This window comes from Clostridia bacterium, from assembly GCA_017554615.1.
Taxonomy (GTDB): domain Bacteria; phylum Bacillota; class Clostridia; order UMGS1840; family HGM11507; genus SIG450.
The window spans coordinates 47,125-65,835 of the sequence record JAFZHY010000015.1; the positions used below are offsets into that span (position 1 = coordinate 47,125).

The 18,711-nt window shown below is 31.9% G+C and carries 15 protein-coding genes; 2 read left to right on the forward strand and 13 right to left on the reverse strand.

What is annotated here, in order from left to right; all coding sequences use genetic code 11:
• Positions 1-26: 26 nt before the first annotated feature.
• Positions 27-656, reverse strand: a complete 630-nt coding sequence (lexA, locus tag IKZ35_03825; protein MBR4893091.1) for a transcriptional repressor LexA — start codon at positions 654-656, stop codon at positions 27-29.
• A 155-nt stretch (positions 657-811) separates the two neighbouring features.
• On the opposite strand from lexA, the gene IKZ35_03830 reads away from it, so the two are divergent.
• Complete coding sequence (locus IKZ35_03830) at positions 812-1,102, forward strand: LysM peptidoglycan-binding domain-containing protein (GenBank protein ID MBR4893092.1); 291 nt, start codon at positions 812-814, stop codon at positions 1,100-1,102.
• A gap of 290 nt (positions 1,103-1,392) precedes the next feature.
• Here the strand turns inward: IKZ35_03830 and malQ are convergent, their stop codons facing one another.
• The 6 genes from malQ to glgB all read right to left on the reverse strand — a co-directional run bounded on the left by malQ (position 1,393) and on the right by glgB (position 11,114).
• Positions 1,393-2,823: a 4-alpha-glucanotransferase gene (gene malQ / locus IKZ35_03835; GenBank protein ID MBR4893093.1), complete on the reverse strand. Its 1,431-nt coding sequence runs from the start codon at positions 2,821-2,823 to the stop codon at positions 1,393-1,395.
• Positions 2,824-2,915: 92 nt separating this feature from the next.
• Positions 2,916-5,312 carry a glycogen/starch/alpha-glucan phosphorylase gene (locus IKZ35_03840; protein ID MBR4893094.1) on the reverse strand — a complete coding sequence of 799 codons (2,397 nt, stop codon included), beginning with the start codon at positions 5,310-5,312 and terminating at the stop codon, positions 2,916-2,918.
• A gap of 18 nt (positions 5,313-5,330) precedes the next feature.
• Entirely contained in the window at positions 5,331-6,752 is a 1,422-nt protein-coding gene (glgA, locus tag IKZ35_03845) for a glycogen synthase GlgA (GenBank protein ID MBR4893095.1), read from the reverse strand.
• Between the two features lie 113 nt (positions 6,753-6,865).
• Complete coding sequence (gene glgD / locus IKZ35_03850; GenBank protein MBR4893096.1) at positions 6,866-7,984, reverse strand: glucose-1-phosphate adenylyltransferase subunit GlgD; 1,119 nt, start codon at positions 7,982-7,984, stop codon at positions 6,866-6,868.
• 12 nt (positions 7,985-7,996) lie between these two features.
• Entirely contained in the window at positions 7,997-9,208 is a 1,212-nt protein-coding gene (locus IKZ35_03855) for a glucose-1-phosphate adenylyltransferase (protein MBR4893097.1), read from the reverse strand.
• Positions 9,209-9,224: 16 nt separating this feature from the next.
• On the reverse strand, positions 9,225-11,114 hold the full coding sequence (gene glgB, locus IKZ35_03860) for a 1,4-alpha-glucan branching protein GlgB (protein ID MBR4893098.1): 1,890 nt from the start codon (positions 11,112-11,114) through the stop codon (positions 9,225-9,227).
• A gap of 176 nt (positions 11,115-11,290) precedes the next feature.
• Here glgB and IKZ35_03865 point away from each other — a divergent pair, with 176 nt between their 5' ends.
• Positions 11,291-13,120, forward strand: coding sequence for a glycoside hydrolase family 13 protein (locus tag IKZ35_03865; GenBank protein ID MBR4893099.1), 1,830 nt, complete (start codon positions 11,291-11,293; stop codon positions 13,118-13,120).
• Positions 13,121-13,170: 50 nt separating this feature from the next.
• Here the strand turns inward: IKZ35_03865 and IKZ35_03870 are convergent, their stop codons facing one another.
• From IKZ35_03870 to IKZ35_03895, 6 genes are all read right to left on the reverse strand, one after another.
• Positions 13,171-14,760: an S-layer homology domain-containing protein gene (locus tag IKZ35_03870; GenBank protein MBR4893100.1), complete on the reverse strand. Its 1,590-nt coding sequence runs from the start codon at positions 14,758-14,760 to the stop codon at positions 13,171-13,173.
• 16 nt (positions 14,761-14,776) lie between these two features.
• Entirely contained in the window at positions 14,777-15,661 is an 885-nt protein-coding gene (locus IKZ35_03875; GenBank protein ID MBR4893101.1) for an amidohydrolase family protein, read from the reverse strand.
• Between the two features lie 89 nt (positions 15,662-15,750).
• A complete protein-coding gene (locus tag IKZ35_03880; protein MBR4893102.1) occupies positions 15,751-16,245 on the reverse strand; it encodes a DivIVA domain-containing protein in 495 nt (164 codons plus the stop codon).
• Positions 16,246-16,266: 21 nt separating this feature from the next.
• A complete protein-coding gene (locus IKZ35_03885; protein ID MBR4893103.1) occupies positions 16,267-17,331 on the reverse strand; it encodes a branched-chain amino acid aminotransferase in 1,065 nt (354 codons plus the stop codon).
• Between the two features lie 69 nt (positions 17,332-17,400).
• Positions 17,401-17,940, reverse strand: coding sequence for a biotin transporter BioY (locus IKZ35_03890; protein MBR4893104.1), 540 nt, complete (start codon positions 17,938-17,940; stop codon positions 17,401-17,403).
• Positions 17,924-18,709: a biotin--[acetyl-CoA-carboxylase] ligase gene (locus IKZ35_03895; GenBank protein ID MBR4893105.1), complete on the reverse strand. Its 786-nt coding sequence runs from the start codon at positions 18,707-18,709 to the stop codon at positions 17,924-17,926. The genes IKZ35_03890 and IKZ35_03895 overlap by 17 nt, the downstream gene beginning before the upstream one ends.
• Positions 18,710-18,711: the final 2 nt, after the last annotated feature.

Genomic DNA, 18,711 nt, shown 5'->3' on the forward strand with positions numbered 1-18,711 from the left:
AAATACCAAATATATTAAATAACTTATTACATCATTCTGTATAAGCCTACAACTTTACCTAAAACCCTTAATTCATCAACTATAATCGGAGACATAGAATCATTTTCAGGCTGAAGTCTGAAATAACCGTTTTCTTTATAAAATGTTTTAACCGTTGCACTGTCATCAACAAGTGCAACAATAATATCTCCGTTTGAAGCAGTATCTTCTCTTCTTACTATAACATAATCTCCGTCAAAGATTCCTTTATTTATCATACTGTCCCCTTTTACTCTTAGCATAAATACATCTTTGTTTTTTGCAAAGTCCATAGGTAAAGGAAATGTTCTTTCAATGTTTTCTACTGCAAGAATAGGCTGTCCTGCTGCAACCTGACCGATAACAGGAACTTCAAGGTAGTCAACTCCGTTTTCACTTCCTGAGTAAGATTCTTCATCTTTATATTCTTCTGATATAGTCAATGCTCTTTTCTTAAGAGTGTCTTTTTTAAGATATCCCATTTCCACAAGCGAATTGATATGTGCGTGAACAGATGATGGAGAACTTAAATTAACCCCTGTGCAAATATCTCTTACTGACGGTGGATAACCATTATTATCAATATAATTTTTTATATATTCAAATACTTCTTTTTGTTTTCTTGTTAAATTTTCCATAAATAAACACCTCGCAAATGTTGATTTACCTGTATTTTAACACAAAAAAATAAAAAAGTCAAACAAATGTTCGAAAAAAGTGTTGACAAAAACATTTGTTCGATTTATAATACAAATAACAGTCGAACAAATGTTCATAAGAAAGGATGATATAAATGAAAAAAATAGTAATAAAAAACAAATTCAGATTTATAGTATTTTTGCTTGTAATGTTCACATTGGTATCTTTATTATGTGTATCAGTATTTAATTTAGGAAAAGTTTATTCCAAAACAACTAACGAATATATTACCTATTATGTGGCAAGCGGAGATACTCTATGGGAAATTGCTCAGGAATATAATGTAAAAAATGTTGATACAAGAAAATTTATAAATGAAATTAAAACTGTAAATAATATCGGCTCTAATTTATATATAGGGCAAGAAATCATAATTCCACAATAAAAAAACCTTGCATAGAGGCACCCTCCTTAAGGAAGGTGCCTCAGTTATATTCGCCAAAGGCGAGTTATATTACTTTGTAGTGATATGATGCTACGCATCGTGATATTGTCCTTCGGACAGTTTTGGAGGCGAATATAATATCACTGAAACTGCAAGTTTCAATATCACTTTGCCCACAGGCAAAATATCACTGTGAGACCTGTCTCACAATATCACTTATTATTCATATCTTTGAGATTGGTTAATTTTAAAGTGTGTAACCCATAGTTTGTTAGAATTTCGTGAGGTTATTATCTTTTATATAATTCATTTAATCTTTTGAATTTACTGATATCTATGGAATTAAGTTGTTCTTTTGTTATTCTGAATCTCCAGTTACCATCTGCACGGCCCGGAACATTCATTCTGGTATCTCCCCCGTAGCCTAATAAGTCTTGAATAGGTAAAATTACTATACCTGCATTACTTGCAAAAATGCTTCTTAAAATACTGTCATACCCGCCTTCCCAGTCGGATGATATGTAATTACAATATTCAAGCATTCTTTTTTTATTATCCATAGGAAGTTCCCACATATATCCAAGCAGTGTATTATTATCATGAGTACCTGTATATACTACTGAGTTGTTTATATAGTTATGAGGCATATGAGGATTGTCGTCATCTCCAAGAAAACCAAACTGGAATACTCTGATACCGGGATAACCACTGTCTTCAACTAATTTAATAACTTCGGGAGTAATTTCTCCAAGGTCTTCTGCAATGATGAGTTTATCAGAAAATTTTTCGTTAAGTTTATTTATTAAATCCATTCCAGGCCCTTTTTTCCATTCCCCGTTCTTTGCTGTTTTACTTCCATAAGGAACAGCCCAGAAAGATTCTAAGCCTCTAAAATGGTCAATACGCACACCATCAAAAAGTTCTGCCATAAAAGACATACGGTCTATCCACCATTTATAACCGTTTTTCTTCATTTTATCCCAGTTATATAGGGGGTTACCCCAAAGTTGCCCGTCCTGTGAGAAATAATCAGGCGGAACACCTGCAACACATACAGGCAAATTATCTTCATCAAGAAGAAACTCGTCTTTATTAGCCCATACATCAGAACTGTCATACGATACATAAATAGGAATATCTCCAATTATTTTTATTCCGTTATCATTTGCATATTTTTTAATTTCTTTCCACTGACTTATAAATTCATACTGGATAAATTTCCACATAAAGAGCGTTTCTTCGCTATATAAATCATTTTCCCATTCGTGCCATGATTTATTATCGTTGGCTTCTTTTTTTGCCATAAAGATACAAAAATTTTCTATATGCTCTCTTGAACTTATAAAATCATTAATTTTTGTTTTATCAATAACTCTTTTTGATGCTTTACTTAGCAAATCAAATCTTTTTTCCCAAAGTATTTCATACTCTGTACTGTATGGTTGAGTTTGTTTATTAGATAATAGTTCATCCTTTGTTATAAGCCCTTTTTCAAAAAGAATATCAAGGTCAATAAAATACGGATTTGAAGAAAATGCCGAATATGACTGATATGGCGAATTAAATCCGTCTGCCATAAGGAACGGAAGAACCTGCCAGTACGAGAATTTACACTTTTTTAAAAAATCAATAAATTCTTTTGCACATTTACCAAAACTTCCTGATGAATAATCGCCAAAAAGAGATGTAATATGCATTAAAACCCCACTTTTTCTTTCCATAACTTCTCCTAAATATGCTTGTATACCAACACTAACAGTTTCTCTGTATGTGTTGGTATACTGAAATTTTTATTAAATTTTATATAAATAAATTATACAACAGGTTTAATGTTCCAGATATCTTTTGCATATTCGGATACACTTCTGTCTGCGGCAAAAAGACCTGCGTTTGCAATATTTTTCAAAGACATTTTAGCAAATTTATATTTATCTGCATATGCTTTGTCAACTTCATTATGAATATCGCAGTATGCTTTGAAGTCTGCAAGGCACATAAACGGATCTGAGTTGATAAGATTATTATAAATATTGTCAAAATTCTTACCATTTACTCCGTTTTTGATAAATTCTAATACATCACGGATATCTTTGTCATTATCATAATAATATCTTGGGTTATAACCGTTTCTGTATAGATTTTCAACTTCATCTGCTCTTAAACCGAAGATAAAGATATTATCTTCTCCGACAGATTCGTAAATTTCAACATTTGCACCGTCCATTGTACCTAATGTAACTGCACCGTTAATCATAAGTTTCATATTACCTGTACCAGATGCTTCTTTTCCTGCCTGAGAAATCTGTTCGCTTATATCTGCAGCAGGAATAATAATTTCAGCAAGTGAAACTCTGTAATCTGCTATAAATACAACCTTCATATAATCTCTAACTTCAGGGTCTTTTTCTATCATATCAGATAAAGCACATATTAAACGGATAATATCTTTTGCCATATAATACCCTTTTGATGCTTTGGCAGCAAAGATATATGTTTTAGGCTGAGGTCTTAAACCTTCAAACTTAATCTTGCGATACATATATATAATATGAAGCACATTAAGAAGCTGACGTTTATACTCATGAAGTCTTTTAACCTGAATATCAAATATTGAATCACAGTTAACAGTAATTCCGTTTGTTTTTAAAATATAATCTGCAAGTCTTTGTTTGTTTTTATATTTAATATCACAAAGTTTATCCAAAACTTCTTTATCATCAATAAATTTATTAAAGTCTGCAATTTTAGATAAATCTTTCTTATAAACATCGCCAATCTTTTCTTCTAACAGTTCAGTTAAAAGAGGGTTTGCCTGACATAGCCATCTTCTGTGGGCAATACCATTTGTAACATTGGTAAGTTTATCAGGGAAAATTTTATGAAACGATGAGAATGTATCCTGTTTTAATATTTCTGAGTGTAATTTTGATACACCGTTAACATTAAAGCAACATGCCATACAAAGATTTGCCATTTTGACAACTCCGTCAGCGATAATAGACATATTGTTGATTTCCCCTGCAAATTCTGAGTGATTTTCATAAATCATATTGCAGAATCTTCTGTTAATTTCTTCAACAATAGAATAAATTCTTGGCAGGTGAGATTTTATTAAATCTATTGGCCATTTTTCTAAAGCTTCGCTCATAACAGTATGGTTTGTATATGCTAATGTTTTACAGGTTATATCCCATGCTTTATCCCAAAGGTAACCATAATCATCCATAAGAATTCTCATAAGTTCAGGAACACATAAAGACGGATGAGTATCGTTAATATGGATTATAACTTTTTCATGAAGATTATCAAGTGTATTATATTTTTCAAAATGCTTTCTTGTAATCTGTTGCATAGAAGCACTTACAAAGAAATACTGTTGCTTAACTCTTAGTGATTTACCATTATAATGGTCATCAGCAGGATATAATACTTTTGAAATTGAACTTGCAATATCTTCTTTTTCACTTGCTTTATGATGTTCGCCCTGTGCGAATAAGTCCATATCAAATCCCTGTTTAGAGTTTGCGCCCCATAATCTTAGTGTATTAACTGCCTCTGTATCGTATCCTGAGATAAATAAATCATATGGAGTTGCAGTTATAGGCACATAGTTTACATGCTCTGTTTTTAAACCATTTTCTGTCCAGATTTCGTTGATATCTCCAAAGAATTTAACTTCAACAGATTCATCTTTTCTTGGAACTAACCAGTGACCGCCAAGATCCAGCCAATCATCAGGGAATTCTGTCTGCCATCCGTCAACAATAACCTGTTTAAAAATACCAAAATCATATTTAATTGAAAAACCTGTCGCTTTATAACCTAAACTTGTAAGAGAATCCATATAACAGGATGCAAGACGACCAAGACCACCGTTACCAAGACCTGCATCAGGTTCCATTTCGTAAAGTTCTTCTATATCAAAATTTTCCTTTTTAAGCATTTTTCTGATTTCTTCTTCAATGCCTAAATTCCAAAGGTTATTTCTAAGAGATGTACCAACTAAAAACTCCATAGACATATAATATACTTGTTTTGCTTCCTGTTCTCTTGCTTTTTTAGTAAAATTATATCTCTTTTCTGCAAGTATTTCATTGGTAACCCCAAGAACAGCCTGATACACCTGTCTTTTACCTGCTCCTGATAAGTCGCAACCAAAATTAATTTTTATATATTTTTCAATTCTTTCTTTAAAATCTTTTGCTGTAATGTTCATTTTTAACTCCTATTATACTAATTCTTTATACATTTTTATATATTGTTCAGCAGGATAATTCCAGCTGACATCTTTTGCCATAGCATTTTTTCTAACTGTTTTAAAGTTTTCTTTATCGTAATAAAGTTCAATACCTCTTTTGATAGCGTCAAGCATATCGTAACTGTTGTAACTTTGGAATGTTATACCGCATCCTTCCTTTGTTACAGGGTTATAAGGCTCAACAGTATCTTTAAGCCCGCCAACTGTATGAACGATAGGAATTGTACCATATCTCATTGCTATTAACTGAGATAATCCACATGGTTCAGATTTTGAAGGCATTAAGAACAAGTCTGCTCCGGCATAAAGTTTTGATGCCATAGACGCTGAGAATTTAATTATACTTCTAATCTTATCATGTCTTCTGTGTTCCCAACCTCTTAGCATATTTTCATATTCTTCTGCACCTGTGCCCAAAATTAAAAGCTGCATAGGCAGGTTGGCAATTTCGTCCATAACAGGATAGAATAAGTCAAGCCCTTTTTGCTTGGTAAGTCTTGTAACCATAGCAATAACAGGAACATCCTCATCTGTTGATAGAGCCATACTCTTTTGAAGATCTAACTTGTTATATCTTTTATTCCTGATTTTAGAATAATTATATTTTGTTTTTATAAATTCATCATTATCTGGATTAAATACATTAGTATCAATACCGTTTATAATTCCTCTTAGTTTATCTCTTCTTGCATTTAATATATGATGAAGACCAAATGAGTGTTCTTCTCTTAAAATTTCTTCCGCATAATTATTACTTACGGTAGAAACAAGGTCGGCAGATTCAATACCTGCTTTTAATATATTTATATCACCGTCATACATAAGAACAGATTTATGGCATAAATCTAAACCAAATAACTGACCTAATATATAAGGGTCAAACTTACCCTGGAATTCAATATTATGAATTGACAGAACAGTTTTTATATTCTTATATTCGTCTCTTAATCTGTAATAAGCGTTAAGATAAACAGGAATCATTGCAGTATGCCAGTCATTCGCGTTAATAATATCCGGAATAAAATCGATAATCGGAAGAACTTCTAAAACTGCACGTGAAAAGAATGCAAAAATTTCTCCGTCATCATATGCTCCGTAAACTTTTTCACGATGGAAATACTGCTCATTATCTATAAAATAATAAATAACTCCATCAACTTCACATTTAAATATTCCGCAATAATTGTTTCTCCAACTGTTGCTTACATTAATATTTGTAATGTACTCTAATTTGTTTCTCATTTCAGGCTTGATGGCAGAATATAAAGGTAATATAACTCTTGCATCAATACCCTTTTGGTTTAGTTCTTTGGGTAAACCACCCATAACATCTCCAAGCCCTCCGACTTTTACAAAAGGAGCGGCCTCAGACGCTGCGAAAAGAATTTTCATATTTTATCCTTCCATTCTTACATATAGCCTTTGCATATTGCAAAGGCTATACATTTTTTTATATTATAACATAAATTTAATAGATTGCATATGTGAATATTGAACAATTTTTACTATACAGTTTTACCTTTATTTATCATAAATGGCATTTTTTCTGTTCCTGAAAGAAGTTTTCCTTCGGTAACTTTAACACCAACATCTGTTATAACACAGTTAAGATTTGCATCTTTTTCAATAATTGTTCCCTGCATTATAATAGAATTTTTAACAACTGCGCCTTCTTTAACTATTACATCACGGAACACTATACAATTTTCAATTGTTCCTTCAATTTTTGCTCCGTCTGCAACAAGTGAATTAACAACTTTTGCTTTATCGCCATACATTGTAGGAACAGAATCTTTAATTCTTGTAAGAATATGATTTTTTCCGTGGAAAAGTTCCATTCTTACATCTTTATTAAGTAAGTCCATATTGGTTTTATAGAAATCTTCTAATGAGTTAATGGAAGAAACATATCCGTCAACTTTATAACCGTAAATGTTATATTCATTAAAACTGTGAGCAATAACATTTTTCTTTAATGAATACCAGCCGTAAGTGATACCTTTTTCAATTAAAGAAATAAGCAAATCTTTCTTGATTATTACAATATTTAACTGAATATTAACATTTTCAGGAACATTTTTACTGTGATACATAGTATCAATAAGTTTTGAGTTTTCATCAAGTGAAACTTCAAGTTCGTTTTCCTGCCCTGCCCCACTCTTGTAATATGCAAAAGTTATATCAGATTTTTTATCCTCATGGAATTTCATAAAATCTTTAAGGTCAATATTCATAATAATATTTGAGTCACTAAGGATACAATATTCAGGAAGTGCACTCTCAATATAGTGCATAACGCTGTTTAACGCTTCAATTTTATTTGTAACAACACCTGTACTGCTGTTTTCTGAAAACGGAGTAAGGAATTTTAGTCCGCCGTTTTTTCTGTTAAGATCCCAGTCTTTACCTCCGCCTACGTGGTCCATAAGAGAAGCGTATTTATTTTTTGTAACAAGCCCTATATTATGCACACCTGCACCAACCAATGCAGATAAAACGAAATCTATTACTCTGTATCTTCCGCCAAACGGAATAGATGCAATAGCACGGTTACTCGCAAGTTCATTTACTCTTTCAGTTTCGTATCCGTAATTGTCTGAAAATAATATACTAAAAGCATTCATATTACTTTCCTCCTATTCTCTTCCCTGATTTGGTGCAATCATTTCGCCAGGTAAAACAACCTGACCTGATTTAACAACTGCACCCTGACCTATAACTGCTACTCCCCATTTTTCAGGATTTTTAAACTCTTCAGGGGCTGCTCCGATAACTGCGCCATCTTCTATAACAACATCATCTGCAATAATAGCATATTTAACAACTGCATCTTTGCCTATTTTTGTATTACGCATTACAACAGAGTATTCAACATCGGCATCCTTTTCAACGGTTACATCTGAGAATAGTATAGAATAATTAAGTTTACCGTTAACATAACACCCTTCTGTTACCATAGAATTTACGATATTTGCATTATCATCGATATAATGAGGTGTTGTAACATCATGTCTGCAATAAATTCTCCAAAGTGGATCCCATATATTTATAGCAATACTTGGGTTAAGTAAGTCCATATTGGCTTCCCAAAGATTATCTATTGTACCAACATCTTTCCAGTAACCTTCAAACGGATATGCAAACATCTTCTGGTTATCATTAAGCATTGCAGGAATTATATCCTTACCAAAGTCATTAGATGTATTTTCGCCTTTTTCTTCATCACGGATAAGGTATTCTCTTAATTTTTCCCACTTGAATATGTAGATACCCATTGATGCTTTATTAGATTTAGGCACTTTTGGTTTTTCTTCAAATTCTCTTATGGAAAGGTCATCATTAGTATTCATAATACCGAAACTTGAAGCCTGTTCAATAGGCACATCCATAACTGCAATTGTTGCGTCAGCACCCTTTTCTTTATGATAACTAAGCATTTTTGAATAGTCCATTTTATATACATGGTCGCCTGAAAGTATAAGAACATATTCAGGATCATACTGCTCTATAAAATTAATATTTTGATAGATTGCATTCGCTGTACCTTTATACCAGGAAGCAGAACTTCCTGTGTAAGGAGGTAAGATATAAACACCACCGTTCATTCTGTCAAGATCCCATGGCTGACCGTTCCCGATATACGAGTTAAGTTCCAAAGGACGATATTGGGTAAGTACCCCGACGGTATCTATACCTGAATTTGTGCAATTTGAAAGTGTAAAATCAACAATTCTGTACTTACCACCAAACGGAACTGCGGGTTTTGCACGTTGGTTAGTTAAAACATACAGTCTGTTTCCCTGACCGCCTGCTAAAAGCATGGCAATCATTTCTTTCTTTTTAGCCATATTAAATTACCTCCGGTCATTTATTTTTCTTATAATTTTTTTTATAAAAATATGTTGTTGAAAAAGCAGGGATGCTAATGGAAATATAGTAGTCTCTGCCATGCATTTTTCCTTTTTTAGCATTTACTTTACCATTTGAGATACCTTTGCCCCCGTAAAGAGAACTGTCAGAAGAAAATATCTCATCATATACTCCGCTTTTTGGAACTCCGATTTTATAATCTTTATGAGTAACACCTGAGAAATTACATACACAAAGCACTGCATTTCCCTCTTTATCATAACGGAAGAAGGATATTATATTATTATTGTCATCATCAAGTGCTGCCCAGTCAAATCCGTCCCATGTATTATCAAGTTCCCAGAACGGTGTTTTATTTATATAAACATTATTTAAATCTTTAACAAAGGTATTTAATTCTTTGTGTTTATCAAAGCCCAAAAGCGTCCAGTCAAGTTCTTTCTCTTCGTTCCACTCTATAAACTGACCGAATTCACTGCCCATAAACAGAAGTTTTTTACCAGGGTGTGCATACATATAACCGTAATATGCTCTTAAGTTAGCGAACTTATCTTCATAGTCGCCAGGCATTTTGGAAATGAGCGATTGCTTTCCGTGAACAACTTCGTCGTGTGAAAGAGGTAAAACAAAGTTTTCAGAAAAAGCGTAGGTTAATGAAAAGGTTAAGTTGTTATGTACACCTTTTCTCATAAACGGATCCTGTTTAATGTATAGCAGTGAATCATTCATCCAGCCCATATTCCATTTATAGTTAAATCCAAGCCCACCGTCAGACACAGGGTAAGTAACCATAGGCCACGCTGTAGATTCTTCTGCTATCATCATAACGCCTTTGAATTCTTCAAATACTCGTGTATTTAATTTCTGTAAGAACTCTTTGGCTTCCATATTACCGTTGCCACCGTATTTATTAGGTCTCCACATTCCGTGTTTTCTTCCATAGTCTAAATAAAGCATGGATGCAACAGCGTCAACTCTTAAACCGTCAATATGGTATTTATCAAACCAGAAACATGCATTGGAAATTAAAAAGCAGTTAACTTCATTTTTTCCATAGTCAAAAATTCTTGTTCCCCAGTCCGGATGTTCTCTTTTAAATTCATCGGCATATTCATAAAGATAACTTCCGTCAAACTCATAAAGACCATGAGCATCTTTTGGGAAATGAGCAGGTACCCAGTCTAAAATAACACCAATGTTGTTTTTATGGCAAAGATTAACAAATTCCATAAATTCTTTTGGAGTTCCATAACGCGATGTTGGTGCATAGTATCCTGTAACCTGATATCCCCATGATTTATCGTAAGGATATTCTGATAGAGGCATAAGTTCTACATGTGTATAGCCCATTTCTTTAACATACGGAATAAGTTCTTCTGCAATTTTTAAGTAACTGTAAGGATTTCCATCTTTATATTTCTTCCATGAACCGATATGCACTTCATAGATATTAACAGGCTTGTTATAAGGGGCAACCCTGTTTTCCATCCAGGTATTATCACTCCATTTAAAATTGTCTGTATCATACACTTTAGATGCAGTGCCAGGTCTTGTTTCACAGTGGAAACCGTATGGGTCAGCCTTATAAAACTCCCCTTTATCTTCTGTAACTATAAGATATTTATAACTGTCAAACTCTTTAACACCTTTTATAACACATTCAAAAATTCCGCCCTGTGTTATTCGGTATGCTCTGTACTGGTATTTATCCCAGTTATTAAATGAGCCTGAAACATAAACTTCTTTTGCATTAGGAGCCCACACTCTGAAAATGCATAAGTCGTCTTTCATATGAGCGCCTAAGTATTCGTATGATTTATAATTAGTTCCTTCATGGAAAAGATACTCGGCTAATTTATTCTTTTCATTTGCAAATTCATTCATTTGAAAACCAACTTTCTTATACAAAATGTCCAAAAAATATATCAAGTTATGCATTTTTTTTATCATTATATCACAGTTTTTTATATTTGTACACTATTTTTTAATAAAAATATAAATTTAATTTTCTTGACAAGATTTTTTAAACATAGTATTCTTAACATATTTGGAGGTAATATATGCAAGAAGTAATTTATAATTCACGAAATAAGATATATAAACACCCTTTTGGTGGTGTTAAAACAGATGAATATGTTGAATTTAATATAGATATATTAAACACTGTACCTTCTTCGGAAGTCTATCTTGTATACCATGAAGACAACAGTAATGAGTCTATATATATTTATATGGACAAAATCTTAAGTTATGACAATTACAACAGATTTTACTGCAAAGCAAAGTTTGATATTTCCAACCTTTATTTTTATCATTTTGAAATAAGAGATAATGGCTTGGTAAAATTTGTAGGAATAAAAGATAACATTTCAACAATCGGTGAATGGCTTCCTGAATGGCAACTTACAGTTTTTGATAAAGACTTTGATACACCTTCCTGGGTTAAGGGTGCAACAATGTATCAGATTTTTCCTGACAGGTTTGCAAAAAGCGAAAAATTTAGGCCTAAAAAGTCCAAAAACGAAAGAAAAATGCATAAAGAGTGGGATGAAATTCCTGAATTTATTTATGACACACCAGACTATAAGGCAAATGATTACTTTGGCGGAAATATACTGGGTATAATAGAAAAACTTGATTATATTAAAGAACTTGGTATAGATATCATTTATCTTAACCCTGTATTTGAAAGTCCTGAATATCACAGATACAGTACAGGCAATTATTTTAACATTGACCCGTATTTCGGGACAAATGAAGACTTTTCCCTTTTGTGTAAGGAATGTGCAAAAAGAGATATAAAAGTTATTTTAGACGGAGTTTTCAGCCATACAGGCGCTGACAGTATTTACTTTAATAAATATGGAAACTACGACTCGTTAGGGGCATATAATTCCCCTGATTCTCCTTATTATGACTGGTATAGTTTTATAGAATATCCTGATGTTTATGAAAGTTGGTGGGGGTTTTCAAACCTACCTAATGTTAATGAAAACAACCCTAAATATACAGAATATATTACAGGTAAAGATGGAGTTATAGAACACTGGCAGAACATGGGATGTTCAGGCTGGAGACTGGATGTTGCAGATGAGTTACCTGATGAATTTATTGACAATTTGTATAAAACTTCAAAAAATAACAATAAAAATTCCTTTATTATAGGCGAAGTGTGGGAGGATGCAACAAACAAATTCGCTTACGGTAAAAGAAGAAGATATCTTTTAGGCGGTCAGATGGACAGTGTTATGAATTACCCTTGGAGAACTGCCATTTTAGAATTTGTAAAATTTAAAGATGAAAACCTTTTTAACGAAAGAATTTATTCAATAATTGAAAATTATCCACCATGTGTTGTTAACTCTCTTATGAACAGTTTATCCACTCACGATACATTTAGAGCGATAAACTATCTTGGAGTTAACGAAGAAGTTAAAAAGGAAGATTACAGTAAATACATTTTATCCGAAGAAGAATATACAAACGGTAAAAACAAACTAATTTTTGCAACATTTTTACAGTTTACTCTTCCTGGAATTCCATCGGTATACTATGGAGATGAAGTAGGGCTTGACGGATTTTCCGACCCATACTGCAGAAAGACATATCCATATGGTAAAGAAGATTTTGAACTTCTCTCCTATTTTAAAGAGTTATCTAATGTAAGAAAGAAGAATAAAAAAGATTTAACTTCTGATTTTAGTTTGTTTTATAAAGAGAAAGGTTTTTATTCTTTTAAAAGAGGTAATCTTTTATGCGGTATTAACTTAAGCGATAATACAGTTACTATAAATTGTGAAAAAGAAAATATAGAATTTTCCTTAGGAAAAATCGAAAAAAATGAAAACGGATATAATATATATCCAAATTCTTTATTTATTTTATCTTAGATTTAAAAAACCCGAAATGTTTACCATTTCGGGTTTTTTTACAACAAATTTTATAATAAGGCTTTTATAGGAATAGTTGTTTCGATAAATATTTCCATACCTTCTTTAAGGTTACCGTCTATATCTGTTACAAGCATATCGCCGAACATTTCTTTAATATTTATATTATCGTTTGGAACGCTTAATATCTTACATTTTAGTCTTACAGAGAAACCTTTGCTTGAATTCCAAATAAGATTTGGATAAACAAGAAGTTCACTGTCTACATTATACTGGCTTTTTATTGTATCAGCTAAACCTGTAAGCACATAAATAAATTTAGATGAAAAATCACGTGCAAAAGAGAATACATAATTAACAGTTGATTTATATTCAAAAGGTTTTTCATAAATTTTATTATCTATTCCCTCTATAATACAAGCAAAATCAGATTTATTAGATGGATATGTTGCTGTATTTTTATTAAGTTTTGCAGTATAAATAACATTGCTTCCGTCTGCATTTTTTAAAGTTGAGTACACTCTTTGTGTTCCTAAAAGCGAATCAAACTGAAGTAAAACAAATGCTAAATCTTTATATGTTACTTCTTTTTTTGCATCAAGTGTACCGTTTGAATTTACCTGTATTCCGTTTAAAAATGCATAAGTAAGATATTTGTTTTTATTTTCAGATATATCCTTTTCAACATCAGAATAATAATTATCTTTTGATAAATTGCTAACATCTACTAAATTAAGATGTAAAACTGCATAAGTAAGCATTGCAACCATATCTTCCATAACTGCGTTTTTATCTGCAAATTCTTCTGTTGCATATTTATCCCCTAAAACTTTGGATGCAATAATTGACACATCTTTGGAATAAGCGTGGCTAAATGATAAATCAGTTTCAAAATTAGTATAAGTTATATTATTTTCATATGATGCAATTCTTAATGCTGCTTTCGAAAGTTCGCCGTTTGTTATTTTTTGATTAGCGCTATATTCTGTTTCAAGATTAAAAAGTACAAAACTATCAAAAATTGCCTTTAATAAATCATCTGATACATTATCTATATATGAAATATTGGATAAAGAATAATCAGTTTCTCTTGTTCTTACAATGAGTGCTGCTGCTTCAACTCTTGAGATATTATCAGAAAGTCTTAAATTAACTCCGTCATCCCCCATCATAATTTTATAATTATACGCCCATTTAACTGCGTCAGGGTTTTTAGGGTACTGAGAATAAATTGCATATGGTGCAGTCATATCTTTTTTAGAGCCTTGTCTTTTCCATAAAAGTTCAATCGCTTCGCCACGGGTAATAGGTTTACTTGGATAGAAGTTTACATCATCAGTTTCAAAACCGGATGTCATAATATAATCATAACCCCAATGAGTGTTTGGAACATCTGAATACTCTTTAGAAGTTACTTCGGGTCCTATTCCCATCATTTTTACAAATTCGGCGCGTGTAACAAGATTTGAAGGTTTAAAACTTCCGTCTTCATAACCTTTAACAGTTCCGTCGTTTACCAATTTATTTACTACCATATATCCCCAATGAGTACTGTCTAAATCAGAAAAAGTAACATTTGCCATAACAGGAACACATATAATTGATAATACAAGCAGTAATGATATAACTCTTTTAATCATATTTTTTCCTTCTTTCTTATTTTAGATTTAAATTAAAAATTCTTATTGCATTTTCTCTGCAGATTTTCTTATAATTTTCTTCACTGATATATCCGTCATTAAATGAATCATCCAACCATTTTGATAAAGGCAACTGCTGATTTGCAAATACTATATCTGTTCCAAACATTAAACGGTCAGAAAATTCTTCAATAAATTTATAGGTATAATCAAGGTCTCTGGTTAATGCATTAAAGCCACTGCCTGCAGATAAATCACAATAAAGATTAGGACATTCTCTTAAAAGTTTTGCAACTCTGCCCTCAATAATTTTACCTGTAACATAACCGTCTCTGTTTTCGTTATTAACATTAGTGCCTATTTCACTCCAGAAACATTGAGAATGGCCCACAATTTTAAGTTTAGGATATTTTTTAAGCATTTTTTCTATACGGTAAAGGCCAAGGTCGTCAACTATTCCGTAATTACCTCCTGTTTTTGGTGCTATATGTATAATAACAGGCATATCACATTCGCCGCAGTGGTATAAAAGGTTTTCCATCATAGGGTCATCTATATACATATTAGCAACAAGTTCGCCTAAGCCGACAGCGCCCTTTTGTTTGTAATAGTTAAGATAATATGAAAAATCAGTTTTTTCATTGTTATCGCCCATTCTCGGGTCAATATTACATAACCAGAAAAAAGACTCAGGATTCGTTTTAGAGATATATTCCATCTCTTCATTAGTCTGGATATTAAACCTGCATTCGGGACTTAAAAGAGGCATAATAAAGCCCTTATCAACACCGATTTTTTCATAACTTTCTTTAAGTTCAGGTGCTGTAATAAAATTGACACCCTTTTTCATCGGTGCTCCCTGCCACATTGAAACATGAGCATGAATATCTATTTTTTTCATTAATTTTCTCCCTTTATAAAAACTTTTAGTTAAAAAAGGATTTTACATTCCTTTGCAAAATCCTTTAATCATTTTTATAATATTTCTTACTACTTGGAAGAATTTGCAAGAATTTCATCAAACTTATTTAAAGTTACTCTAATTTTTTCTCTTAAGAATGTTATTTCATTTTTATAACTGTTTAGTTCATTCTTTTTGGCAGTTATTTTTTCGTTAAATTCACTGGTTAACTGTTTTTGTTCTTCTTCCATTTTAACAAAAGATTCTTTAACCTTATTTTCTGCATCAGATAAAATTTCTTCGGCATTCTTAGTTGCCTTATCAATCATTTCACGCGCAGTTTCTTCGGCTTTTAAGAAAACATCAGAAATCTTCTTTTTTTCTTCGCCAAAGTCATCTATTTCTTTTTGCAGTGCTGCTTTTTCCATTTTAAGAATTTCAATATCTTTTTTAAGAGTTGCAAGTTCTGCGTCTTTTTTAAAAAGTTTATCATCGATATTCTGAGAAATAGATTCTATGTATTCTACAACCTGCTTTTTCTTTATACCAAAAAGACTTCTTTTAAACTTTAATTGACTGGACATATTTCCCCATCCTCCAATTTATTATTTTACAAAAGTTATCCAACCGAACTTATCTTCAACTGTACCGTTCTGGATACCTGTAACAGTGTCATAAATTTTCTGGCTGACAGGACCGATTTCTCCGCCATTAATTGTCATAATATCATCGCAATATCTTAATTTTCCAACAGGAGAAATAACTGCAGCAGTACCTGTGCCGAAAACTTCTTCCAATGCACCAGATTTTTGTGCTTCAAGCAGTTCATCAACAGATACTTGTCTTTCTTCTACTTCATATCCCCATTCTTTACATAGGTGAATAACAGAATTTCTTGTTATACCAGGAAGAATACTTCCGTTAAGCATAGGAGTTACTATCTTACCATTAATTTTAAAGAAGATGTTCATTGCTCCAACTTCTTCAACATATTTTCTATGAACACCGTCTAACCATAATACCTGAGAATAACCGTCATCATGAGCCTTAACCTGACCAATTAGCGATGCAGCATAGTTACCACCTGTTTTTGCAAAGCCCATACCGCCTTTTACTGCTCTTACATATTCATCTTCAATCCATATTCCCACAGGAGCAAGGCCACTTGCATAGTAAGCACCGCTTGGAGAAAGGATTATTATAAATTTATATGTTTTAGATGGTGCAACGCCTAAGAATTCATCAGTTGCAATAATAAAAGGTCTTATATACAATGATGTGCCAGGCTCAGTTGGAATCCAGTCTTCATCAATTTTAACAATAGCCTTAACTGCTTCGACAAAGTATTCTTCAGGAAGATTTGGAATACATAATCTTTTGTTAGACTCATTAGTTCTTTTTGCATTCATTTCAGGTCTAAAAAGTCTTGTTTGTCCATCTTTTCCTTTATATGCTTTTAAACCTTCAAACATTTCCTGACCGTAATGGAATACCATGGCAGAAGGTGCTAATGAAATATTTTCATAAGGAACTATTCTTGCATCAAACCAGCCTTTGCCTTCTTCATAATCCATAATAAACATATGGTCTGTAAATATTTTACCAAAGCCTAAATTTGACTGATCAGGTTTAGCCTTTGGCGAAGTTGTTTTTTTAATTGTAATTTCCATTTTATGTATCTCTCCTCTATAAATTGTATATTATATATATTATGCTACATTTTCTTCTAAAAATCAACCTTATTTTACATTTTTAAGCCTTTTTGCGATATATGATGACACAAATATTGAAAATGCATCTCCGGGAATAAATATCAGTACATAAAAATACAAAATATTAAAGATTTCAACCTTAGTATCAAAATATATCAGTGATAAAAAATATGCATACACACTGCCTACTAAATATATACAAAATATATTTATAATACTGATTAGGATATATTTTAAGTAAAGGTTACTTTTGAAAAATGTTTTTTTCTTAAGAGCTCCTGAAATAACAGGAACTATTAAGAAACCTAATAAATAGCCAAAAGAATGAGTAAGTATATACCCCGCTCCACCGCCAAACGAGAAAACTGGTAAGCCTAAAAGACCTATAAGAATATAGGATAGAACAGATAAAAATGCAATTTTTGTATCAGTTATAAGAGAAATTGTATTAACTGAAAAAAAAGTTAATGCAATCGGCACAGGGCCGACAGGTATTTTTATAAAAGCACTTATAATTATTATTCCAACAAATAGTGCAGATTTTATCAGGTTATTGGTCTTTGACATTATTTATATCTATACGGATTTCTCCCGAGTTTAGCACTAATTTTTCCCCACTATCCGTTATTACTATAAGATTACCTTTATTATTAATATCTATAACTTTTCCTCTATGCTCTTTGTTGTCTTTTAAAAAAGTTATAGATTTATTTATAATAATTGAATTCTCTTTGTAATAGTCAAGATATGAAGATAAATCAAAATGTGTGGTTAATCCGTCTATCTCCTTTAAAATTTCGGCTATTATTTCATTTCTGTCTATACTTTTGTTGTTTATTGCCCCGGCAATATCCTTTAAATCGTCAGGAAAAACATTATCATTATATACATTTATGCCTATTCCTGCAATAATATATTCGACATTTTTCTTATCAGTTGAATGAATACTTTCGCATAATATTCCGCATATCTTTTTATTACCCAAAAATATGTCATTAACCCATTTTATTCCACAGTTTATCCCTGCTGTTTTTTTAATTGCCATGTGGGTAATTGATGCAATGGCAATAGTAAAAAGTTCAAGTTCCGAATATGGCTTTGAAACTTTTAAAATAACGCTCATATAAATTCCGTTATCAGAGGGAGAATAAAAAAATCTCCCCATTCTCCCTCTTCCGTTTGTCTGCATATTCGCAATAATTACTTTATTGTTGGCATCAGAAGAAATAATATTTCTTGCGTATAAATTTGTTGAATCTATTTTGTCAAATATCTCAAAAGTATAGTTTTTATTTCCAAGGTGTTTTATTATAGAATCTTCGGTAATTTTAATCATAA